This is a genomic window from Sneathia sp. DSM 16631 (assembly GCF_014892235.1).
GTDB lineage: Bacteria > Fusobacteriota > Fusobacteriia > Fusobacteriales > Leptotrichiaceae > Sneathia > Sneathia vaginalis.
Window position 1 is genome coordinate 1 of record NZ_JADBHL010000015.1, and the last position, 24976, is coordinate 24976.

Here is a 24976-nt window from a genome sequence, read left to right on the forward strand (position 1 = left end):
TTTTATCTTTTCTTGTAAGTTTACTCATAAAAAAACTGCACCTCCAATCTTGTGTCCAAGATTTTGGGTGCAGTACATTTTGAAATTATACAGGAATGATATAATGAAAATAAATTCAAATTATAGAGAAAAAGTTATTTCAATTTTCGATCAATTGCCAGGTATTTTATCACAACATGAAAAAAGAGTTGTATTTAACAGGATAGAAGAAAAATCATATGCATTACAATATGAGGAAACATTTTTTTGGTTAGCAGATTCTATGGTATGTAATGAATGCTTTATGTGTTCAGATCCTAATGTAGGATTAGCTATTAATGAGATTAGATCATATATTAAATGCTATATGTCAGATACTGGACTTTTAGTGAGTTTAGCATTTAGCGAGAATGAGCTTATGGAGCATGAAGTATATAAGCAAATTTTATTAGGTAAATTAAATATGAATAAAGGAATGCTTTATGAAAATGTTATTGCACAAATGTTAAAATCAAATGGTCATAAATTATACTTCTATACAAGCTATAATAAAGAAAAACATAGAAATGATATAGAAATAGATTTTTTAATAAGCAATAAGAGTAAGTTGAATTATATGATATCGCCCATTGAGGTTAAATCTGGAAAAAGATATACAATAAAATCAATGAGTAAATTTATTGAAAAGTATAAAGAAAGAATAAATATGGCGTATATTATACATCCCAAAAATTTAAGATTTGAGGATAATATACTATATATCCCACCATATATGACAATATTTATTAGTAAATAAGGGTGCAGTTTTTACTGCACCCATTTTTAAAACTTATAATTAAATCTCAAACTATACTTCATAGATCTATCATAAGTAGCTCCAAATGTTACGCCATATCTATCTTTTTTACCTATTTCAACTTCTCCTCCTACTTTTAAACCACTTCTTCTATAACCTGGTATAGATAAATCGTAGTAGTCTTTTACACTAGAGAATTTTGCCATATTTACTCTCTTATACAATTCATTAAGATCGTAATGATATTCTAGGTTTCCTTTAAGTGATATATGCATATCATTTTTTAATTCTATATCATACTTAGCATCTATTCCTATTCTAGGTGTTACAACAAAGTATGAATTTGGTTTTACACTTAATTTAAGTGTAGGATCTGTTAGAGCATCTTCATTAATACCAAAGATTTTACCATAAGTAACATCTAAATTAGCATATGGAGTTATTCTAAAGTCTTTTGTTACGTCTATATCATAACTTAGTCTATTCTTCCAGTCTATGTTATAGCTCCAGTAATTAGCGTTATACTTATACTTCATACCATTAACATTACTTACTCTATTTGTAATATGCTTATTAACCCCTAGTTCAAGTCTTGTTAAGTATTTAAAATTATCTTTTGTTCTTTGGTAATGTAGTCCAAATTTACCTGAACGCATTTCTTCACTTGAACCTAGTGAAGTTGGTCCTGTAAAGTTAAACTTAGAACAAATTAATCCAACTGAGAATCCGTACTTATTAGCTCCGTTTTCTCTATCATTTAAGTAAAGTATTCCATATGAATCTTTATCATATGAAGAAACACCAAAAGTTTCGTCAATGTGTTTATTCTTTGAATATATTACACTAAACTTATGTACTCTATCTGTTACATTATGTGAATCTAATACTTCTTTATATGACTTATCAAATGTATTATCTACATCCAACATTCTTTCTTGTATATTAGAGTATATGTCACCCCTAATATTTGCTATTGTATCTGTAAGTTCTTTTTCTGTAGAAACATTATCTAAGTCTTTAAATATTTTAGATTCCTTATATGTCGGTATATTACTTCTTATCTCTTCTAAGCTTTTACCTAATTGTGAGTTCTTTTTACCTTTAAGCATAACTGTATATGGAATACGTACCATCATAATATCGTATGTCTTTGTATCAGGTTCAGTTTTACTAATTTTTGCTACCCATGAAGCAGATTGTGATGTAACATCACCAGAGAATTTACCAAAACCATTTTCAGATCTAGGTCTGAATACATCTTTATACACTAGCTTATTAACACTATTACCCATAGAGAAATTAGATTTTACAATAGCAGTACCAGCTATTGATTTTGCATCTATTATTGGCTTATTATCATGTTCAAAATCTAGGTACATATTGTTAATATCAACAGTTCCATTAACCTTTATTGTACCACCATTAACAACTTTAATATTGTCAGGGAATTTAACCTCACCATTAAATTTAATATCTATACCTGCTACCTTAGCCTTTTTATTCAATGTCTTTATCTTATCACTTGGAATATTACCAGCTTCATCACTTACAGTAGAGTCAAATGAGTGGAATATACCTGTAGAATTAGCATCAATATTAAATGTTCCGTTGTTTATTATTGTATTTTTACCATAAGCTGATATACCATATGATAGATTACTAATATTAAATGTAGCACCTTGTTCTATGGTAATATTACCAGTTGAGCCATCATTAGTCATAATACCATAACTTCCATTTGAAACATTTATTGTACTACCATTTTTTATAGTTACATTTGAATGTCCTTTAGCAAAGATACCTATAGTTTCAGGATTAGAAACATTTAAAGTACCTTTGAATGTAACATCTGAATTATCAGCATAAATACCTGCAGAATTTTTCTTTTCTCCAACAGTAATGTTACCGTTGTATGTTAAGTTACCATTTTTAGTATATATTCCTATGGCTTCACTACCAAGATTCATATTTTCTATATTAGCAGTAATATTTCCTTTATTATTAGTGTTGTTTAGATAATAAAGGGCATAACCTTTATCACCAACTGTAACATTTTCAGAAGTTATATTAACATTACCACTACCTTCTTTAAATATTCCAACCGCATCTTGACCAACAGTAATATCACCACTTTGAGTAATATCTTTAGTACCTTTAGAATATATTCCTATACTATTAGAATCAATTTTACCAGTAGATGTTACTTTTGCTTCGTCAGAGTAGACTCCAACTGCATTTATACCTTTAACACTAATATCACCTGTAGAACTTATTACACCATTTTTACCTGCTAGACCTATAGCATTTTCTCCATCAATAGTTACAGTTCCAGTTGAAGTAAGTTTATTATTTTCAACATAGATACCTTTAGCATTTTTACTAGTTACATTTAAACTTCCAGCATTTTTTACTTCTGCACCCTTACTATATACTCCTATACCATTCTCCAAGATAGTGGTACTAGAACCATTAAGATTAATTGTGCCTGTTCCACTCTTGTATACTCCAATAATGTCCTTATTAACTACTAAGTTGTTTTCAAAAGTAATATCTCCAGTTCCTTCAGAATATATTCCAGCAGCACTTTCTTTTCCATCACTTATTGTCATATCACCAGAAACAGTTACACTAGAATTTTTAGCCTTAACACCTATACCATCTTTATCACCTAATGAAATCTTAGAACCATTAAGTGTTACACTACCATCTTCAGAGTATATTCCTAGACCTTTACTAGTAATATCACCAGTTTGTGTGATATCACCTTTTATTGAATAAACACCTGCACTATTTTTACCAGTAACAGTAATCTTATTTACATTAATTTTTTTTGTACCATCTGTAACAGTAGAATATATACCAAACGAATTAGAACCAGATATATTAAGATCTTTTGCAAGAATATCTTGATTAGCCAAGTTATATATTCCATAATTATCTGAGCCTTTAATTTCTAAATTAGAAGTCTTAATTCCAGAACCTTTTCCTTTTGAATAAATATATATTTGGTTTGTTTTATCAAGAGTAATATCGTTAACTGTAAATTTCTTATTTAAACTTTCTAAAACATAAGCTTTAGAGTTATCACCAGTTAGGCTTACAGTAGGTAAAGTACCATTATATCCATTTTGTATGTATAGACCTAAACCATTTTGAACATCTATTTTGAACTTATCAGATATACTACCATTATTAATATATGCACCAGTTCCACCATTTACTGTAATTGTTGTTCCTTTATCTACAGTAATAGTTGCATTATCAACTCCTAAACCTAAACCATCTTTTGTAACTGTAAGCTCAGGAACACTTAAGTTTACTATAGCATTATCTTTTGCATACACTAATTTTGAACCTGTAGCATCTTCTTTTTCTTTAATAGTTCCTTCAAAAGTTACATTTTTTTCTCCTTGTGCATAAAGGGCAAGAGATTTTTTACCTACAGTAATATCAGCTTTAACATTAGCATCAGCATTTTTAAATGCTAAACCTGTACTATCATTACCTACAGATATTTTAGAACCTTCATTTATTGTATAATGAGCATTTTGAAGTCCAACACCCTTAGAATTATTTTTTAAATTAATATCTAAATTTGAAAGGGTAATATTCTTGTTTTCATCATAATTTTTATTAAATATGAATAAACCAGTTTGATTATCTTTTTCGCTTGTTATCTTACCTACGGAATAGTTTGAACCATTAGAAATCTCTTCTGAATAAATACCAACAGAGTGTTCTCCGTTTAAAGTAATTTCTTTGTTTTTAAGGTTTACTTTTTTAGTTAAGTAGAGACCAACTCCATTTTCTCCTACACTAACCTTATTATTCTCAACATTTACATTATCAGCATAAATACCTATATTATTTTTCATACCATCTGAAGTAAGGATTTCTCCGTTATTTTTTAATGTATTAGTACCAGTTCCAGTTGATTGTGCATATATTCCAGTAGCATTATCACTACTTAGAGTTATTGTACCATTAGAGGTAAAATTGTGATCTTTAGCATCTGTGTAATATAGTCCAACACCTAAGGAGTCAGTCTTAACAGAATATGAGATATTTGAATCAACTTCTGCATTTCTAGAAATTAATAGAGTACCCATACTATTTTCACCAAATTTTAGCTTATCTCCTAATTTAAGCTTACCACCATTTTGGTATATTGCAGTCGCTTTATTTGATAAGTTCATTATAGTATTTTCATCAGTACCTATTTTTGCATCTGCAGTATTATCAACAAAAATACCTGTACCACCATTTATAGTAAATGTACTATTCTTAGTAACCAAGTTACCTTTTGTAAGAATACCTATAGAATCTTTACCTGTTGTAATTTTACCAGAATAATTAACTGTTGACCCTTCACTTACAGCAATACCAATAGTATTTTTAGCTGTATTTTCAATATTAACTTTTAAATCACCGTTATATGCACTATCTGCATAAATTCCTGTGTTGTAGCTAACACCATTTTCATCTTTATGACCTTCAGTTATTTTCACATGAGCATCATTAAATGAAACAGTGCTATCTTTTAAATAGATACCTATAGAATTTTTACCATTTGCTGTATAAATTTTACTACTTATTTCTGTATTACCTGTAGCATAAAGTGATATTAGGTTATTAGGTAATTCTCCATTTTCAACAGTTGGCTTTATTTCAAAATCAACTTTAGAATCATTTGCATAAACAGCAACAGCATTGTCATTTGTTAGGGTTACAGAACCTAGTTTTTTAATATTACCTTTTTCTGTATTGTTTAAATATACCCCTATATTATCAGCACTAATCTTACCAGTGTTAGTAAATTGTGTTGTGTTTCCATTTACATAAACACCTACTGAATCTTTCTTTTGTGCTACAATTTCTTTTGTGTTATTTCCTATAGCACCATTATCTAAATACATTCCTATACTGTTATTAGATACAGTAATGTTACCATTATTAGTTAAATTAACATCGTTATCTTTTTTTATACCTGTCATTGCTACAGAAGGCTTATTATCAACTTTATTATCAACTTCATTATCTACAGTAATATTTCCTGTATTTTCTGCACTTCCATTATTTACATAGATAGCATGACTATCAGAACTAGTTAGATTTAAAGTACCATTAGTTGTATTTTTAAATGTAGATCCATTAGCTACAAAGGCTAGAGTATTAGATGAACCTGAAGTTGCTTCAATTTTACCTTTATTTGAAACTTTAGCATTATCTAGGTAAAGTCCTATTAGTTTTGTATAATTATCTATTGATATATTAGAAGTATTTACACTAGATTTAGAATCTTTAAAGTATACACCAACAAGGCTATCTTTTTTATCAGGAGTATCCTTATTTACAAGTTTAATATTACCACCATTAAGACTAGCGTCTTCTATATATATACCTGTACCCTTAGCAGATAAATTTAGTGTATTATCACCTGAAAAAGTGATTTTACCTTCCTTACCATAAATACCTACAGCACTCTTACTACTAGATATATTTATGTTATTTAATGTAGTATTTTTTTCGCTATATATTCCAACTGTATCTTGACCATCAACTTCTATATTCTTAATCTCTACTGTATTATTATCCTTTGAATAAATACCTGTAGCCTTATCTGAAACTGTAATTTTGTTACCAGTTAATTTATTTTTTTCTCCTAAATAGATACCAGTAAATCCTTTGATGCTATCTTTAGATTTAATTGAAACTTCATTATCACCTAAATTAATTTCGTTTTCACTAAGTGCAAAAATAGATGTATTATGTTGTGTACCCTTAGATTTAAGTTCAGTAAAACTATTATTATTAAATTTAGACTTATTAAATAGGTATGCAATACTATGATCTGCATTTTCTCCAAAAGTAATAGGGGTATTTAATGTTAATTTAGTTGAATCTGTAATATTTGCGATATATGAACCTATTACATTTTTTGCATTTACAGTAATTTTCCCAGAAATATTTAAGTTTTTTTCACTAGAATCAAAGTATATACCTTTTCCTAATTCACTATCTAGCTGTATATTTCCATTAAGTGTGACATTACTATTATGACTTAAAATACCAAAAGATTTTTCAGAAACTTTTATTGTTTTATCTTTTCCATAAATAATGCTACCATTATCACCATTAATACCTACACCATCTTCACTTGTAGTTATATCAGCATTAACAGTTAATGCTTTAGACTTAGTATAGTATGAGGTTATCTTTTTACCATTTGTATTTATATTAAGGTCAGTTACCAAGTCATTTTCAGAATAAAGACCCACATTACCACTAAGTTCATCCTTGCTTTCGATTGTAAGGGTTTTACCATTTTCTATTGTCGAAGAACCTTTGACAAATATTGCTGTACTATTATTACTATTAAATTTTATAGTCCCCAGGTCTTTTATAATAGATGAATCAGAATATATTCCAACATTTTTATTACCAAGTTCTATAGTACCAGTATTAGAAACAGTTCCTTTAAGTGAATAAATACCATTAGAATGTTCACCTGATGCTATGATCTTACCAGAGTTCACAACAGTATTATCAGTAATTTCTTTATCAATATTGTTAGCATATATACCTGTAGAATTATTTTTATTAATTTGTATAGTTCCCTCATTAGATATATTTATCTTTCCATCACCAAAATTATCTTTTTCGAGATTATTTGTAGCTTTTCTGTGATTTTCACCTAATATACCTACAGAATTAGAACTTCCAACAGTTATATTACCTTTATTACTAACTTTTGAACCATTTACAGCATATATACCAACTGCTTGCTTATTATCAAACTTTTCTTCATTTTCAACTGAAATTGTAGAATTTTCATCTACATCTATTTTCCCATAATTGATAAATAGACCTATTGCACCATTACCTTCTTCAGTTCTATCAGCAATTATTTTAGATTTAACTATATTAATTTGAGTTTCATCATTAGAAGTCGCAGAAGGCGATGAACTTAATTCAAGAGCAACTACTTGATTATTGAATTTATGAGCCGCCTTATTATCTAAAACAGCAGAAATCTTACTATTTTCATGTGTAGTAGCTTTTAATCTTTGTATATGTAGGCGATTATAGAATTGGAAACCATCTTTTTTAGCTCTCTTTTCATCTGTATCAGGTTCACCATTTATATCATCAGTAGAAACAGCAGACTTATCAAGACTACCTATTTTAATATTACCACCTTCCGTAGCTGAGACCTTGTAAAATTCTCCAGGTTTTCCAGCTTCAGGTTGAATTACAAGTTGATTTAAGTCTACATTTGGATTAGTTTTTTTAAGTTTTTCCTTTATGAGATTTATAATATAGTCTCTTATTCCGCCTTTAGTATCTAAATTATTTGAATTTTTTAGATTAAATAGAATTACATCATCAGATTCAGGTTTAATTCTTGTTTTATTATTTAATATTACATTTTGTTCACTATTTTCATTTTGATCTACATCAAGACCTATAGCTTTTCCTTTTAGTGTAATATTTGCATCAGATAAATCAATTTTACCCTTTCCATCTGTGTAAATTGAGTAACCTTCACCATCATAATTTAGTATTCCACCAGTAAAATCAATCTTAGAATTATCATCACTAGCAGAAAGCCCAGCCGTTATATTTTTGGCAGTTATATTTGTCTTTTTAGCATCTATAATTCCACCTTTTTTAGCTTCAAGAGCAGTACCATTAGAAAGAGTATCATTATTTATTGCAATATTAGCCCCTTCTTTTAATTTAATATGTCCATTATTTATAGCATAACCAGCAGCAACATTTTTACCACTTATATTAATATTCAAATCAGCATTTGTTAAATCAATAGTACCAGTATCAGCATAAATAGAAACAGAGTCCTTTGATGTACTTGAAACTTTACCCTCAATTGAAATATCCTTGTTATCAGTATATGCTAATTTATTTCTCTTACCAGAAGCTGTAATATCACCAACATAAGCAATACTTCCACCATTAGTGCCATTCTTTTGAGAAAGAAGACCAATATTACTTTCTCCATCAATATTTATTGTACCTTTTGATATATTAACTTCTCCATCAGAAGCAAATATTGCCGTACTATTTTTAGCAAATTGTCCTAGCTTAATATCTGCGATTTTTATTTTAGCCTTATTAGAGTTTGCATAAAATAGACCAATACTGTAGTCTACATTGTTTTCGCTATTTCCTTCTGTATTTCCTACATTAGGTATTACAATGTCTTTTGGTTCGGCATCTTCAGCATCATAATCTTCACCTGCTTCATTACCTGGAAATACATCAGTCCAAGTCACTTTCTCCTTATTATTCCCTTTTTCTCCAATATTAACTCTTAATTGTAGATTTTCTTCAGGAACTTTTGAAACATCACCAGGTAGAAAGACACCAACAGCTTCATCACCAAAAATATTTATAGGTTTAAGTAAATATATACCACTTTTTTCACCTAGAGCTGCAGGTCGTTTAAGACTTACACCAGTACTATGTGCACCATAAATATTAAATTCACCGTTGTTAATAAAGGCAGTTGAAAGCTTATTTTGAAATCCATTTATTCCTGATTCAGTAAAATACATTCCAATAGCATTATTACTATATATATTTATTTTACCTTTTTGTCCATTTGAATATATATATCTTTGGAAATCACTATATTCAGGAGTAGCATCTGGAGTACTATAAAATATTATTTGATTTTTAATATCTGTATCATCATCTTCATTTGTTGTATAATTTAGGGCTGAAATATTTCCATTATTATTAAAAACACTTAGTCTTTTATTAGAGTGCTCATTACTATATTGAGTAGTTACTGTAACAAATTTAGCATAAGACCCTAACAGTTTTACAGTAGCTTCAGAATTAAATAGAGTTATTCCAGTTGGAAAAATTTCTTTTTTAAATTCAAAAGTATCATCATCTTTTAACTTACTAAGTTCTTTATATCCCTTAATTTCTTTATATAGTTCATCTGGTACAACCTTATACTTATATAAATTATCTAAAGTTTGTGCTGAGTTACTGTCTGTTTCCATATATATGACAGTATTAGGGTTTTTATTAGTATACTCATTACCAGTAGTTTCATTTTTTGCATTAGATATATATGATATATCAACATCTTTACTAAAATATCCGAAAGCAGAACTGTTTAGTCCGTAAAAAGTTCTAAATCTTTCATTGTCATATGGGACATTATATATATCATCAGAAACTAAATAATCACTATCATCAGGATCAGGTGAGTCAAATGAACCTAAATCAAATTGTTCAGGTTTTTGGTTATTATCACCTAGTTTTATAGGATTTTTATAGGAAGCATCATTAGGATTAGCATAATAGTTAGGTATGCTATCATAATTCTTGTATGCAAAATAGCATCCATCATTATCAGCAAAATTATTAATTTTAAATGTCCCCTCAGTTATGCTAACTTGTCCAACTATACCTCTATTATATTCAGCTCTTTCATTACCAATATTGTCAGGACCTAAAAGTTTGTATGCTTCATTGTATATAATACTTTCAAATCCAGTATCCTCTAATTCTACTGGAGTTTTTGGTTCTGGTGGTGTAAAATCTTCAAGTTTTGGGGCTGCTACTATTCTTTTATCAAATTTGATGTCAATATCTTGTGGGAGTATATTATTTGATATTTTTGATGGGGATATATTTGTGTATTTTGGATCTTTTGGTGTAATCTGTTCAATTTTTTCAATATGTATATCCACGTTATTTTGTAGAGTTATTGGGTTAATTGGGTTTCTATCTATTTTTTGTATTTTAATAGGCTTTTTTGTTTCTGGTTTATTTTGTGGCTTATTAATTTTTTCTTCCTTTATTTCAGGGTTATCAAAATTAATATTATCTAAGGCTTTAATTTCTAAAGTGCTGTTTTTAGGTTTTATTAAAGAAATATTAGGTGCTTTTTTTGGAACTAAATCAGCTGAAAAGCTTACAAAATCCATATATTTTGTATTAATTTTTTTTACTCCATATGAACCAAAGTATTCATATTTATCCTTATTATCCAAAGTTTTTGGATAGTCAGGATAAGAAAAGTTCTTGAGAGTGTTATCAAAATTTACATTTCTATTAAAATCACCATTAAAAAATATTTGGTGTGAATATTCATTTGCATAAGTGTATATTCCTCCAGTAATTAAAAAAGAAATAAGTAAGCCAATTGAAAAGCTGATTTTTCTGTTGCTTTTCATACATCTTTTCAGATTTTTTTGCACGTTATATATTTTATCCATAATTCCCCCTTTTAGACGACATAGTACCTATAATATTAACATTGACAAGCGAAAAAGTCAATAAATATCGTTTTTTTTTTTTTTTTTGGAGAAATTTTCTACACAAAGATTAAAAAATATTTGAAATAAGAAAATTGAAAAGATTGAATACTATGTGTAAGAAGATGCAGTAATATATTCCATATTTTTTTTGTATGTTACCTAGATAATATCCTAATATGAAGGTATATACTATTTGAATGGGATTGATGTGTAATAGTGAAAAAAGTAGTGCTTGTAATATATTTGCATACTTTGTTTTTGTTTGCAGAAATGAAAAAATATAGCCTCTGAATAGGTATTCTTCAAAAATTGGGGCTAGTATTAATATATATATTAAAGGTATGTTTTTTGTAAGTTCATACATATGATATATATATGTACTACTGTTAATTGTTTTTAAGATAAAAAAAACAATTATTGAAAAAAATATAGTTTTAAAAAATTCTTTTATCATTTTATCACCTAAGATAGTATACTATATTACTCTACTTATGCCAAGGTTGATTTTTAAATGAAAAAATAGTAAAATTTAAAAGTGAAATAGAAAGGAATATTTATGAATAAATATGATGTAATTGTTGTAGGAGCAGGTCATGCAGGAATAGAAGCAAGTCTTGCTTGTGCAAGGCTAGGACTTAAGACGGGTCTTTTTACAATATATCTTAATACCATTGCTCTTATGAGTTGTAATCCATCAATAGGTGGGCCTGGTAAGAGTCATCTAGTATCTGAAATAGGGATGCTAGGGGGTCAAATGGCAAAGCACATAGATAAGTACAATCTACAATTAAAAAACTTAAATCATACAAAAGGACTTGCAGCTAGAATAATACGGGCTCAAGCAGATAAGTATGACTACAGGGTTAAAATGAGAGAAGTAGTTGAAAAACAAGAAAACTTAGATGTAGTGCAAGCTCATGTAATAGATTTAATAATACAAGATGGTAAAGTTTGTGGAGTAGTAGATAATTTAGGAGTAAGCTACAGTGCAAAAGCTGTAATATTGTGTACAGGAACATTTTTAGATGGGAAGTATATAATAGGGGATGTTAAGTATAGCTCAGGTAGAGCTGGTGAAGTTTCATCTGTTAGATTAGCTAGATCACTTGAAAAAGCAGGTGTAGTTCTTGATAGATATCAAACAGCAACACCACCTAGATTGCTAGAATCATCTATAGACTTTTCAAAGATGGAAAAATTAGAAGGTCAAGTTAAACCAAAATATTTTTCTTATGAAACTAAAGAAATACAAAAAGAAATGCAACCAACTTATCTTACATATACAACAAAAAAGACTATTGAAGTTGCAAAAGAACTATTAAAATACTCGCCTATAGTAACAGGTATAGTAAGTACAAAAGGTCCAAGACATTGTCCTTCATTAGATAGAAAGGTAATGAATTTTCCAGATAAATATGATCACCAAATATTCTTAGAAAAAGAATCAAATGAGAGTGATGAAATATATATTAATGGCTTTACAACAGCGATGCCACCTTTTGCACAAGAAAAGATGCTAAAGACTATATCAGGACTTGAAAATGCAAAGATAGTAAGATATGGGTATGCAGTAGAATATGACTATATCCCAGCAAATCAAGCTAAATATACACTAGAATCTAGAGTAGTAGAAGGCTTATACACAGCAGGGACTATAAACGGGACAAGTGGGTATGAAGAAGCAGCAGCTCAAGGTCTTATAGCTGGAATAAATGCAGCAAGAAAAATACAAGGTAAAAGTCCAATAATATTAAATAGGAATGATGCGTATATAGGGGTTATGATAGATGATATTATAACAAAGACAACACCAGAACCATATAGGGTTTTACCATCAAGAGCAGAGTATAGACTAACATTAAGACAAGATAATACTTTCTTACGTTTACTTGATGTATCAAAAGAAATAGGGTTATTACCCCAAGAAACTCTAGACTATTTAACAAAGTGTAAGGACTTAATAAATGAGGAAATATCAAGACTTAAGAGTATAAAGATATATCCAACTAAAGAAGTTAATGAAAAGTTAGATAATATTAAACATGGTGTAAGTATGTCATCACCTATGGATGCATTTTCATTTTTAGCAAGACAAGAAATAGATTATGCTAATCTTTGTCAGTTCATAGATACCAAAGACTTAGATGATATAGTTATAGAGCAAGTAGAGATAAATGCTAAGTACAGTGTCTTTATAGACCGTGAAAAAAAACAAATAGAAGAGTATAAGAAGCTAGAAAATATGAAAATACCTGAAGATATAGACTATACTAATATACAAGGATTGAGTAATATAGCAAAATCAAATCTTAATTATCAAAAACCTTCTAGTATAGCAAAAGCAACACGTATTAGTGGGGTGACATATAACGATATAGCAATACTTGTGGGGTATATTAATGGAATATTTAAAAACTAAATATGTTTTAAAATACAATATTAAGGATGTATATATAAATATATTAAAAACAAGAAAAGAAATAGTTTTTAGAAATAGTAGACTAATAGAAGTATACTTAAAAGAAGATAAGTATAATAAGATATCATACTTTATGGAAGATAGATACAAAAAGATAACAGTTGAGGTATTTTTAAAAGCAATTGATGATTTTACCACAAGTGTTGAGATAGCTTGTGAGTATAAAAGAAGATCGGTAGTATTAGATGTATTTTCGTTTTTAACAATAAATGTAAAAAATGAAATAGATGAATATATATTAAAACTAAAAAAGGAGTTGAAGTCAATGAAATTTGATTACAAATATACTAAAAATGAAATAGTAGAACATGAAATTGATGCATTAAGACCATTTGCTAAAACAGCTATGGAGATATTAGAAGAAGGTAAAGGACAAGGGAATGACTTTTTAGGTTGGATAGACTTACCTAAAGATTATGACAAAGAAGAATTTGAAAGAATAAAAAAAGCTAGTGAAAAGATAAGAAGCGATAGTCAAGCATTAGTTGTAATAGGTATAGGAGGATCATATTTAGGTGCAAGAGCAGCTATTGAATTTCTATTACCAACTTACTACAATCAAGTTAAAAAACCTGAAATATACTTTGTTGGAACAAGTATAAGTCCTAACTATTTACACGATATAGTAGAATTGGTAAAAGATAAAGACTTCTCAGTAAATGTAATATCTAAATCAGGAACAACAACAGAACCAGCAATTGCATTTAGAGTATTTAAGAAAATGTTGGAAGAAAAATACGGATTAGAAGGAGCTGCAAAGAGAATATATGCAACAACAGATAAGAAAAAAGGTGCATTAAAAACATTAGCAGACAAGAAAGGTTATGAAACATTTGTTGTACCAGATAATATAGGTGGAAGATTTTCAGTATTAACAGCAGTTGGTCTATTACCTATTGCAGCAGCTGGTATAGATATAGATATGTTAATGAAGGGTGCATATGATGCAAGTGTTGATTACAAGAAAGAAAATAATGATGCAATGACTTATGCGATAATTAGAAACATCCTATATAGAAAAGGTAAGACTATGGAAATATTTGTAAACTATGAACCAAGATTACACTATGTTTCTGAATGGTTAAAACAATTATTTGCAGAATCAGAAGGTAAGGACTTTAAAGGAATTTACCCAACATCAGCAGACTTTTCTACTGACTTACACTCAATAGGACAATCTATACAAGAAGGTAGAAGACAAATGTTTGAAACTGTAATTTCAATTAATACACCTGAACATGATGTATTAATTGAAAAAGATGATGAAGACTTAGATGGATTAAACTACTTAGCAGGTAAATCTATGGACTATGTTAATAAGATGGCATGTAAAGGAGTCACATTAGCACACTTTGACGGAGATGTACCAGTAATAGATATACAAATAGAAAAAGCAGATGCATATAACTTAGGATATCTATTCTACTTCTTTGAAAAAGCAGTTGGAATTTCAGGATACATGAATGGTATAAATCCATTTAATCAACCTGGTGTAGAAGCATACAAGAGAAATATGTTTGCATTACTAAAAAAACCAGGATATGAAGAACAAACTAATGCAATATTTAAAAGATTAGACGAGGAGTAAATTAATGCAGTTGTACATTCTAAAGGAAAATAAGCCATATAAGCAAGTAGAGCTAAAGGGTAATAATGGAATATATGTGTATAAGGCTGAAAAAATTGAGGGAGGATCATATTCATTTTACATTAATGATGGAATGAAGACTTTAAGTGTGGTTTATTCTCACACTGCTCCATTTGTAAATATATTTGAAGCATATCTACAAGAAAATACAAGACCTAAACCAATAACAGGGTTTTGGCGTGGTATGGATGTATTAATAACAATAGATATGAATAATTTAAAGTTCAAATTAAAAAAGACTAAATTTACACGGTTTGTAACAAAGTTTGGTGAAAAGATAAACGATGTAGCAATAGCTGGTACTTTTAATAATTGGACACCAGAAACAAATTCCTGTGTTATTAAAAGTGATACAGAGGTAGAAACTGTATTAGATTTAGACAATGGATATTATGAGTATAAGTTTTTAATTAATGGAAAATTCGAAAGTGGTGATAATAGAAAATTAATAGTTGGAGAAAATGGTAATCTTTTTCCAAAAGGACAATTAGGAACAGGTGTTTTCTCATTCTTACCTATAGAAAACATTTCCAATATTAAAGCTATTTCTTATGATATTAACAAGATATCAAATATTGAATATGAATTTACTCTAAGAACACAGTTAATGGATGTACAAAGAGCATATATATGTTTAAAAGATAAAGAAACTAAGTTAGAACTAGTAAAAGAGTTAGAAAGATTTAGTGATTACACAAATCATTTTGACTTCTTTAAAAGACTAATAACTTTTAGTGACGATTTATTTAAGTATGACCTAGTTTTTATACTAGAAGATGGGCCTAAAAAAGCCTACTTTGATGGTAAAACATTAGAGTATAAAAGAAAAGAAGAAAATATATTATTCACTAAAAATACTGTAACTAATTTCTTCTATATCCCATCATGGACGAAAGAAGCTATATGGTATAACATATTCCCAGAAAGATTCTATAATGGTGATACCTATAACGACCCAATATTTAATGAGTTGGGTCCAGAAAGTTTTTCTATAAACAATCTGCATGAGTATAAGTTTGAAAAGGAATATAAGTGGAGAAAAAATAACATACAATTATCTAAGTTTGACAGAAATAGATGGACTTCAGACTTTAGTGATAAAACAAGATGGGAAAAAATAGGAGAGCAAGACTTATCATATGATTTAAAATATGCTCGTATGTATGGTGGAGATTTACAAGGAATAAAAGAAAAGATACCGTATTTAAAAGATTTAGGTATAAATGCTATTTGGTTAAATCCAGTATTTTATTCATATCAAAATCATAAATATGGAGCAAATGATTTTAGACATATATCACCTGATTTTGGAACAATTAGAACTACTGGATCAAAACATGGTGTATTTGTTAGCGATAATCAAAAAACATATGTTGAAGTATTAGGAATAAACGCAAAACACAATTCAGAATTAAAATTACTTGAAGTAAATTTAGTTGGTGAGAATAAAGGTATGAATGGATATCTTGAAACAGATGATCCATCAAGTTGGGTCTGGACAGAGTCAGACTTGATAATGGTAGATTTAATAAAAGAATTACATAAAAATGGAATCAGAGTAATATTTGATGGTGTATTTAATCATAGTAGTGAAAGACACTGGAGCTTTAATTTAGCTATGGCACAAGGACCTGATTCAAAGTATGCTAAGTGGTATAAGAATATTGACTTTACAAACTATAAGCCCATAACAGATGATATGAGTGAAGAAGAAGCATACAAGACATTGATGTATAATAAGGATAATTTATCATACACTTGTTGGGCAGGATTTAAAACTTTACCAGAATTTGATTCATTTAATGTTGAATACAAAGAATACATATTCAATATTGTAATGAAGTGGATGCTAGGACCTGATGGAAAGGCTGATGATGACTTTACAGTTGATGATGGTATAGATGGATTTAGATTAGATGTACCAGGTTGCCTTGAAAATCAAGACTTTTGGAAGGAATTTAGACAAGTAGTTAAAGGTTGTAAAAAAGATTCATACATTACTGGGGAAGTTTGGAATAATGCAGGAGATGATGTGTCTAGTGGTGAAAAATTTGATGCTGTAATGAACTATGAATGGTTAAAGGCAGTTATTGGATTTTTCATAAACCAATCAGATTTAGGTGGTCCAAGTTATAGACTAAAACCTACAGACTTTTTCAATGAATTAAGAGAAAAAAGAACATGGTATCCATATCAAGCATTACAAGCTATGCAAAATTTAAATGGTTCTCATGATACTGATAGACTTTACTCAAGAATTGTAAATGATAGAATAGGACGTGACCTCGAAGAAGGAAAACAACTAGAAAAAGGATATAACGGTATAAGACCAGACTTGGCATCTAATTATCATCCTAATACGACTATAGATTGGTTGCATTCTAAAATTAAACCAAAACAAATACTAAAATTAATCTCAGTATTCCAAATGACTTATGTTGGAGCTCCAATGATATATTATGGAGATGAAGTTGGAATGTGGGGAGCTACAGACCCTTATTGTAGAAAGCCTATGCTATGGGATGAATATATGTATGATGATGAAAAGAATCCTTCATATATTAATAAGGGTGAAGTATATGAGCAAAAACCAGACTTAGAGTTATTTGGTTGGTATAAGAAGATTATTGCAATAAGAAATAATAATAAGGTTTTAGTTTATGGTAAGTTTAAGGAACTTTTAGTTATTGATGAACAAAATATAATAGGATATGAAAGATATGATAAAAAAGTTTCTATTATAACAGTAATAAATAATTCATTTGAAAAGCAAAAAGTAGAATTTAAAACTTATCACAAAAATCAAGAATTTTTAGACTTACTAACAAATAATAAGATAAAGACAAAACTAGAAGGTGAAATGGAATTAGAACTTCTTCCAAAAACAGCTGTAATACTTAAATTAAATAAGGAGTTAAATATATGATAAATAAACAAGAAATAAGAAATGATCTATATCACGCAGTAAACGGACAATGGTTAAAAACAGCCAAAATACCTAATGATAGACCAACTACAGGTGGATTTATGGATTTAGTTTTAGATATAGAAGACAAATTAATAAAAGATTTTGATAATCTTCAACCTAAAACAAAGGGTATGGAACAGTTTATAAAATACTATAACATGACAAAAGACTTTGAAACACGTAATAAAAATGGTATAAGTGATGTAAAAAAATATATAGAAAAACTAGAAAGCATAAAGAGCATAAAGGATTTAGAAAATATAAATAAAGAATGGATCTTTAAAGGTTTACCTTTACCATATTCATTTTACGTTACAGCCGATATGGCAGATGCTACAAGAAATGTACTTTGGCTTGATATACCAAGTATAATACTACCTGAAAAGGGATATTATGAAGAAGGTAATGAAGAAGCAAAAAGATTATTAGACATATATGGTAAAATGCTATATAAGTTACTAGATATATTTGGTTATTCTAAAGAAGAACAAGATAAATTAGTGGATGATACATTTAAATTTGATAGAATGATGGCACAATATATTAAGACTTCTGTAGAATTAGCTGATTATCCAAAGAGTAATAATCCAAGAACACAAGAAGAAGTAAATAAGTATTCTGAATTTTTAAATTTTGAAAAGATTGTTAATGATATTATAGGTCAAACACCAGATAAAATAGTAGTTTGTGAACCTAAATTCTATGAAAACTATAATCTTTTCTTAAATGAACAAAATATTGAACTAATAAGAAGCTGGTTAATAACAAGATTAATAGTTTCACTTAAGTCTTATCTAACAGAAGATATACGTCAAATAGGTGGTATGTATAAGAGGGCCTTATCAGGAACTAAGGAAGAAATGAGTGTTGCAAAATATGCATATTACCTATCAACAGATATGTTCTCAGAAATAGTAAGTGTATACTATGGTGAAAAATATTTTGGTAAAAAAGCCAAAGAAGATGTGTACAATATGGTTAAAAGTATGATATCTGTATATGAAAAAAGACTTAAAGAAAATACATGGTTAGAAGATGAAACAAAAAAATATGCAGTTAAGAAGTTAGAAACATTAAATATATTAGTAGGATACCCAGATAAATATGATGAAGTTTATGATAAATTAGTTGTAGATGAAAAAGAAAGTTTCTTTAATAACACAATGAGATTTTCAAAAATTATGGCAGAGCATGAATATGCTAAGTGGAATACAACTGTTAAAAAACTAGAATGGGGTATGAGTTCTAATACTGTAAATGCATACTATAACCCATCTGTAAATCATATATGCTTCCCAGCAGCAATACTTCAAGCCCCATTTTATAGCCTAACTCAAACAAAGAGTGAAAATTATGGTGGTATAGGTGCTGTTATAGGTCATGAAATATCACATGCTTTTGATAACAATGGAAGTCAATTTGATGAAAATGGTAATTTAAAGAATTGGTGGACAAAAAAAGACTATGAAACTTTTGATGAAAAAGCAAAAGCAATGATAGACTTATTTGATGGAATAGAGTTTTCTGGCGGTAAGATAAATGGTAAGTTAACTGTATCTGAAAATATAGCAGATGCAGGAGGATTAAGCTGTGCATTAGAAGCTTTAAAAAATGGTGGAGAGTATAACTTGGAAGAATTTTTCATAAATTGGGCTAAGGTATGGAGAATAAAGGCTAAAAAAGAATACTTAGACTATGTTATAAAAGTAGATGTACATGCACCAGGAGAATTAAGAGCTAATATACAACCTAGAAATTTAGATGACTTCTATAAGACATTTAATGTAGAAGAAAATGATAAGATGTATTTAGAAAAGAAAAAAAGAGTTAATATTTGGTAAGGAGATGTATGGATTTAATAGAAGCTATTAAAAATAGGAAGTCTATAAGAAAGTTCACAGATGAGAGTATAAAAAAAGAAGATTTAGAAGAAATAATAGAGGTAGCAAGAAGAGCTCCAAGTTCAGTTAATGGACAACAAATAAGCTTGGTATATACTACTGATAAAAATATAATAGAAAAAATTGCACATTTAAGTGGAGGTCAAGCACAAATAAGAGACTGTTCGTGCTTTATAACCCTAATAGGAGATTACTATAGAGACAAAGTTTATCTAGAATCTGTTGGCAAAGAATTAACAGAGGATATACAAAGATTACGTGAAGTTGCTATGGTAGATGCAGGTATTATGGCTTTAACAATTAACTATGTTGCAATGGCAAAGGGTTATGGTTGCACTATTATAGGTGGAGTTAAAGATAATCCTGAACAAATAGCAGAGTTGTTAAATTTACCTGAAAATACTATAGTAGCATTAGGTATAACAATAGGTGTACCAACAAAAGAAAGTTTAGAAGGTACATTAAAACCAAGAATAAAAAAAGAAGCTTTTGCTATGGAAGATAAGTATAATAAAGAAGTACAAGTAAATGCTGTTAAAGATTATGAAAAAGTTTTAGATAAATGGTTTAAGGATATAAATGTTGAACAACCACTTTTTGGGGATGTAATTAGTAGATTTTATTCTAAATAGAAAGGTGTAAAATGCAAGAAAGATACGAATTGAACAAAAATTTAGCACAAATGCTAAAGGGTGGAGTAATAATGGATGTGTCTACTCCAGAACAAGCAAAAATTGCAGAAAGGGCTGGAGCTTGTGCTGTAATGGCATTAGAAAGAATACCAGCAGATATACGTGCAGTTGGTGGAGTAGCTCGTATGAGTGATCCGTATATGATAAAAGGGATTCAAGAAGCCGTTTCAATACCTGTAATGGCTAAGGCTAGAATTGGACATTTTGTAGAAGCACAAATATTAGAAGCAATAGAAATAGACTATATTGATGAAAGTGAAGTTCTATCACCAGCAGATGATAGATTGCATATAAACAAGAGAAAGTTTAATGTTCCTTTTGTTTGTGGTGCAAAAGATTTAGGTGAAGCATTAAGAAGAATAAATGAAGGTGCTTCAATGATAAGAACTAAAGGAGAACCTGGTACAGGAGATGTTATACAAGCTGTAAGACATATGAGAAAGATGAATGAAGATATAAGAAGAATACAAGGTATGACAGAAGATGAACTATACTTTGCAGCAAAAGAATTAGAAGTACCATATGACTTAGTAGAATACGTACATAAAAATGGTAAGTTACCAGTAGTAAACTTTGCTGCAGGTGGAATAGCAACTCCAGCAGATGCTGCACTTATGATGCAATTAGGAGCAGAAGGTGTCTTTGTTGGATCAGGAATATTTAAATCAGGAGATCCAGAAAAAAGAGCTAAGGCTATAGTTGAAGCTGTTACAAATTATGATAAACCAAAGATATTAGCTAAAATATCTGAAAATTTAGGACAAGCAATGGTAGGTATAAACGAAGAAGAAATAAAGGTATTAATGGCTGAAAGAGGTAAATAGAATGGTAATAGCAGTATTAAGCCTTCAAGGTGCATTTATAGAACATGAAAATATGCTAAAAAAAATAGGTGTAGATTGTTTTGAAATAAGAAACAAAGAAGACTTATCAAGACCTTTTGATGGCTTAATTTTACCAGGTGGTGAAAGCACTACCATGGGTAAATTATTACATGATTTAGATTTGTTTGATACATTGAAAAAAAGAATAGAAGATGGATTATGTGTTTTTGGAACTTGTGCTGGAATGATACTTTTAGCTAGAAAAATAAATAATGATACAAGAGTTCATTTTGGCTTAATGGATATTGAAGTTAAAAGAAATGCATACGGTAGACAATTAGGTAGCTTTAAAACAGTTGAAGAATTTAAAGGTATAGGTAAGGTACCTATGGTATTTATTAGAGGACCGTATGTAGAAAGAGTTAGTGAAAATGTAGAAGTTTTATCTACAGTTAATAATAATATTGTTGCAGTTAAGCAAAACAATATGTTAGTAACTGCATATCATCCAGAATTAACAGATGATACAAGAGTACACGAGTACTTTATTTCTATGATTAAGAAAACAAAAAATGGAGATGAAAAATTAAAATGAAGAAGTTTATTTTAGCTTTATTTTTAGCTTTTCAAATTTTTTCATATTCAAAAGAATTTAGAATTATGACATATAACATATATGGAGGGAGATTAACTAATCCTAAGGAAATATCAGATGGTATAAAAAAATATGAACCAGACTATATTGCACTGCAAGAAGTTGATAAAAATACTATAAGAAGTAGCTTTAAAGATTTTACTAAAGAAATGGCAGATAATTTGGGGTATAAGTATTACTATTTCCAAAAAGCATTGGATTATCAAAATGGAGAATTTGGAATATCAGTTATTTCGAAGTACCCTATAAAAAATCTATATATTCATGAATTACCATCAACTGGAGCTGAAAAAAGACAAGTGATAGTTACTAAACTTAATGATTCATTATGTATAGTGAATACGCATTTAGGCTTTGGTGATGATAATAAGAAACAAGTTTTAGACCTATTAAAAGTAATAGACTATGTGCCTGGTGAAGAAAAGATTGTATGTGGTGATTTTAATTTAACACCAGATACACAGGAGTATAATGAAATCTGCAAGGAATATATTGATACATATAATGAAAAATCTGAAAAAAGAATAGACTATATTTTTCTAAAAAAAGGTGAAAATATAAGCATAGATGAAGCGAAATTTGTGAATGTAAAAAACGATAAAGGGGAAGAATTATCAGACCACAGACCATATATTGTTAAGTTGAATATAAAACATGATATTGATAAAAATCAACAAAAATAAACAAACACTAAAAAATATATAAAAAAATACTATTGAAATACCATACACTTTTATGATAGAATTATCTCACATAACTAAATTAGGGGGTAATGATTTGAAAAAGTTTTTTAAAAGTGCTATGGTATTTTCTTTAATAACATTAGCAATATCATGTGGACCTGGTAAGAGAAGATCAGAATTAGGTCTACAAAAACAAGAATTTAAGTTCCCACAAATTTATGAGTCTAAAGAAAAGGCAATAAAAGGTGGAACATATAAAGTGGCAGTAGTTAGCCAATCACCTATGAATGGAATATTCTATGGTCTATTAATCGATTATGTTACAGATTCATATTTTGAAGGACCTATAGCAGCGCCCTTATTCGTAAATGACCATGACTTTATGACAGGAGATAGAGGACTTGCTAAAACTGATATTGATGTGGATAATAAGGTAGTTACAGTAACTTTAAGAGATAATTTAAAGTGGGATGATGGGCAACCATTAACTATTGATGACTATATTTTCACATATGAAGTTATAGGTAACAAAGAATATACTGGTACAAGATATGATGATAGTTTAAGACAAGTAATAGGTATGGAAGAATATCACCAAGGTAAGGCTGATAAAATTTCTGGATTAGAAAAAGTTAATGATACAACTTTAAAAATTCACTTAAATGAAGTAAGTCCAGCTGTATACTATAATGGTGGGGGTATATTACCAGCTATTATGCCAAAACATCATTTACAAGATGTAGCAGTAAAAGATTTAATGAAGTCTGAAAAAGTTAGATTACATCCAGTTGGAGCAGGACAATACAAGGTTAAACAAGTAATACCTGGTGAAAGTGTTGAATACGTTCCAAATGAAAATTACTATAAAAAAGAGGATATACCTCAAGTTAATAATATGATAATTAAAATATTACCTGATTCAGCAGTATTAGCATCAATGAAAGCAGGAGAATATGATTCATATATTCAAGTATCACCAGATCTATATACAGAATACAAAGATTTAAACAATCTAGTTATTTTAGGTAGACCAGCTATATCTTATTCATATTTAGGATTTAATTTAGGACATTTTGATCCTAAAAAAGGTGAAAATATAACTAATACAAATGCTAAGTTATATGATATTAATTTAAGAAAAGCTATAGGATATTCTATTAATGCAGAAGAAATTATATCAAGCTTCTATAATGGACTAAAAGAACGTGCAAACGGTGTAATACCTCCAGCATTTGAAAAAGTACATGAAAAGAATGCTAGATACACATACAATCCAGAAAAGGCAAAAGAAATACTAGATAAAGCAGGATACAAAGATGTTGATGGAGATGGAATTAGAGAAGATAAGAATGGTAAACCATTAGAAATACACCTAGCAATGGCAGCAAGTGGTGAAATAGCAGAGCCATTAGCACAAAAAGTTATACAAGACTGGAAAAAAGTAGGATTAAACGTTACTTTATCTGGAGGAAGATTAATAGAAGGAAATAGCTTCTTTGAAAAGATTAAGGCTAATGATAAAGATATAGATATGTGGCTTGCAGGATGGTCAGTAGGAACAACATTAGACTTAAATGGAATATATTCAAGAAAATCACCATTTAATGTTGCTCGTATATCAACACCTGAGAATGATGAATTAATCTTAAAGACAAATTCATTACAAGCAACAAAAGATCCTAACTTTAGAATACAAGCTATAAGAGAATGGGAAGAAAATTATATGAACAATGTATTAGGATATTTCCCATTATGGGTAGGATATGAATTATTCCCAATTAATAAGAGAGTTAAATATTCAAGTTGTCTATATGATGATAGTGGAATAAAAACACCTCATCCAACAGCATTAACAACAATGGAAACTATCTCAGCAAAATAAGCATCATTTCGATGCTTATTTTTTTATACATTAATTTTACTTATGTAAACATAAAAAAAATATATTTTACAAAAATAAAAAAAGGTGTATATGTACTGACCCCAAAAAGTTGGACAAATAATTTAACTTACTAATAAGGATTGATTTCTGTAAGAAGCAGGAGTTAAT

Annotated in this window: 12 protein-coding genes; 10 read left to right on the forward strand and 2 right to left on the reverse strand. The window is 29.0% G+C overall.

Annotated features, from left to right (window positions below):
• Positions 1–103: 103 nt before the first annotated feature.
• Positions 104–775 (forward strand): DUF4143 domain-containing protein, encoded by a 672-nt coding sequence (locus IMK15_RS05620; RefSeq protein ID WP_226869224.1) that lies wholly within the window; start codon positions 104–106, stop codon positions 773–775.
• Positions 776–801: 26 nt separating this feature from the next.
• Here IMK15_RS05620 and IMK15_RS05625 read toward each other — a convergent pair whose 3' ends face one another.
• Together IMK15_RS05625 and IMK15_RS06745 are read right to left on the reverse strand one after the other, a co-directional pair.
• Positions 802–11034 carry an autotransporter domain-containing protein gene (locus IMK15_RS05625; RefSeq protein WP_192942196.1) on the reverse strand — a complete coding sequence of 3411 codons (10233 nt, stop codon included), beginning with the start codon at positions 11032–11034 and terminating at the stop codon, positions 802–804.
• A gap of 109 nt (positions 11035–11143) precedes the next feature.
• Positions 11144–11530 carry a CPBP family intramembrane glutamic endopeptidase gene (locus IMK15_RS06745; RefSeq protein ID WP_192942197.1) on the reverse strand — a complete coding sequence of 129 codons (387 nt, stop codon included), beginning with the start codon at positions 11528–11530 and terminating at the stop codon, positions 11144–11146.
• A 102-nt stretch (positions 11531–11632) separates the two neighbouring features.
• Between IMK15_RS06745 and mnmG the strand changes: the two genes are divergently transcribed.
• The 9 genes from mnmG (at position 11633) to IMK15_RS05675 (ending at position 24808) form a co-directional block, all read left to right on the forward strand.
• A complete protein-coding gene (gene mnmG, locus IMK15_RS05635; protein ID WP_192942198.1) occupies positions 11633–13495 on the forward strand; it encodes a tRNA uridine-5-carboxymethylaminomethyl(34) synthesis enzyme MnmG in 1863 nt (620 codons plus the stop codon).
• A gap of 316 nt (positions 13496–13811) precedes the next feature.
• Entirely contained in the window at positions 13812–15143 is a 1332-nt protein-coding gene (locus IMK15_RS05640) for a glucose-6-phosphate isomerase (protein WP_408022189.1), read from the forward strand.
• A gap of 4 nt (positions 15144–15147) precedes the next feature.
• The gene (locus tag IMK15_RS05645) at positions 15148–18129 is read left to right on the forward strand and encodes an alpha-amylase family glycosyl hydrolase (RefSeq protein WP_192942199.1); all 2982 of its coding nucleotides are present in this window, start codon (positions 15148–15150) and stop codon (positions 18127–18129) included.
• Complete coding sequence (locus IMK15_RS05650; RefSeq protein WP_192942200.1) at positions 18126–20012, forward strand: M13 family metallopeptidase; 1887 nt, start codon at positions 18126–18128, stop codon at positions 20010–20012. The genes IMK15_RS05645 and IMK15_RS05650 overlap by 4 nt, the downstream gene beginning before the upstream one ends.
• 8 nt (positions 20013–20020) lie before the next feature.
• Positions 20021–20704 (forward strand): nitroreductase family protein, encoded by a 684-nt coding sequence (locus IMK15_RS05655; RefSeq protein ID WP_192942201.1) that lies wholly within the window; start codon positions 20021–20023, stop codon positions 20702–20704.
• Positions 20705–20715: 11 nt separating this feature from the next.
• Entirely contained in the window at positions 20716–21588 is an 873-nt protein-coding gene (gene pdxS / locus IMK15_RS05660; protein ID WP_192942202.1) for a pyridoxal 5'-phosphate synthase lyase subunit PdxS, read from the forward strand.
• 1 nt (position 21589) lies between these two features.
• The gene (gene pdxT, locus IMK15_RS05665) at positions 21590–22183 is read left to right on the forward strand and encodes a pyridoxal 5'-phosphate synthase glutaminase subunit PdxT (RefSeq protein ID WP_192942203.1); all 594 of its coding nucleotides are present in this window, start codon (positions 21590–21592) and stop codon (positions 22181–22183) included.
• Positions 22180–22926 carry an endonuclease/exonuclease/phosphatase family protein gene (locus IMK15_RS05670; protein WP_192942204.1) on the forward strand — a complete coding sequence of 249 codons (747 nt, stop codon included), beginning with the start codon at positions 22180–22182 and terminating at the stop codon, positions 22924–22926. The genes pdxT and IMK15_RS05670 overlap by 4 nt, the downstream gene beginning before the upstream one ends.
• Before the next feature lie 94 nt (positions 22927–23020).
• On the forward strand, positions 23021–24808 hold the full coding sequence (locus IMK15_RS05675; protein ID WP_192942205.1) for an oligopeptide ABC transporter substrate-binding protein: 1788 nt from the start codon (positions 23021–23023) through the stop codon (positions 24806–24808).
• The last annotated feature ends 168 nt before the right edge of the window (positions 24809–24976 follow it).

What these genes read in the sequence shown, in the direction of transcription:
- IMK15_RS05620 (WP_226869224.1), top strand. Translation starts at nt 104, where the DNA reads ATGAAAATAAATTCAAATTATAGAGAAAAAGTTATTTCAATTTTCGAT.
- IMK15_RS05625 (WP_192942196.1), bottom strand. Translation starts at nt 11,034, where the DNA reads ATGGATAAAATATATAACGTGCAAAAAAATCTGAAAAGATGTATGAAA.
- IMK15_RS06745 (WP_192942197.1), bottom strand. Translation starts at nt 11,530, where the DNA reads ATGATAAAAGAATTTTTTAAAACTATATTTTTTTCAATAATTGTTTTT.
- mnmG (WP_192942198.1), top strand. Translation starts at nt 11,633, where the DNA reads ATGAATAAATATGATGTAATTGTTGTAGGAGCAGGTCATGCAGGAATA.
- IMK15_RS05645 (WP_192942199.1), top strand. Translation starts at nt 15,148, where the DNA reads ATGCAGTTGTACATTCTAAAGGAAAATAAGCCATATAAGCAAGTAGAG.
- IMK15_RS05650 (WP_192942200.1), top strand. Translation starts at nt 18,126, where the DNA reads ATGATAAATAAACAAGAAATAAGAAATGATCTATATCACGCAGTAAAC.
- IMK15_RS05655 (WP_192942201.1), top strand. Translation starts at nt 20,021, where the DNA reads ATGGATTTAATAGAAGCTATTAAAAATAGGAAGTCTATAAGAAAGTTC.
- pdxS (WP_192942202.1), top strand. Translation starts at nt 20,716, where the DNA reads ATGCAAGAAAGATACGAATTGAACAAAAATTTAGCACAAATGCTAAAG.
- pdxT (WP_192942203.1), top strand. Translation starts at nt 21,590, where the DNA reads ATGGTAATAGCAGTATTAAGCCTTCAAGGTGCATTTATAGAACATGAA.
- IMK15_RS05670 (WP_192942204.1), top strand. Translation starts at nt 22,180, where the DNA reads ATGAAGAAGTTTATTTTAGCTTTATTTTTAGCTTTTCAAATTTTTTCA.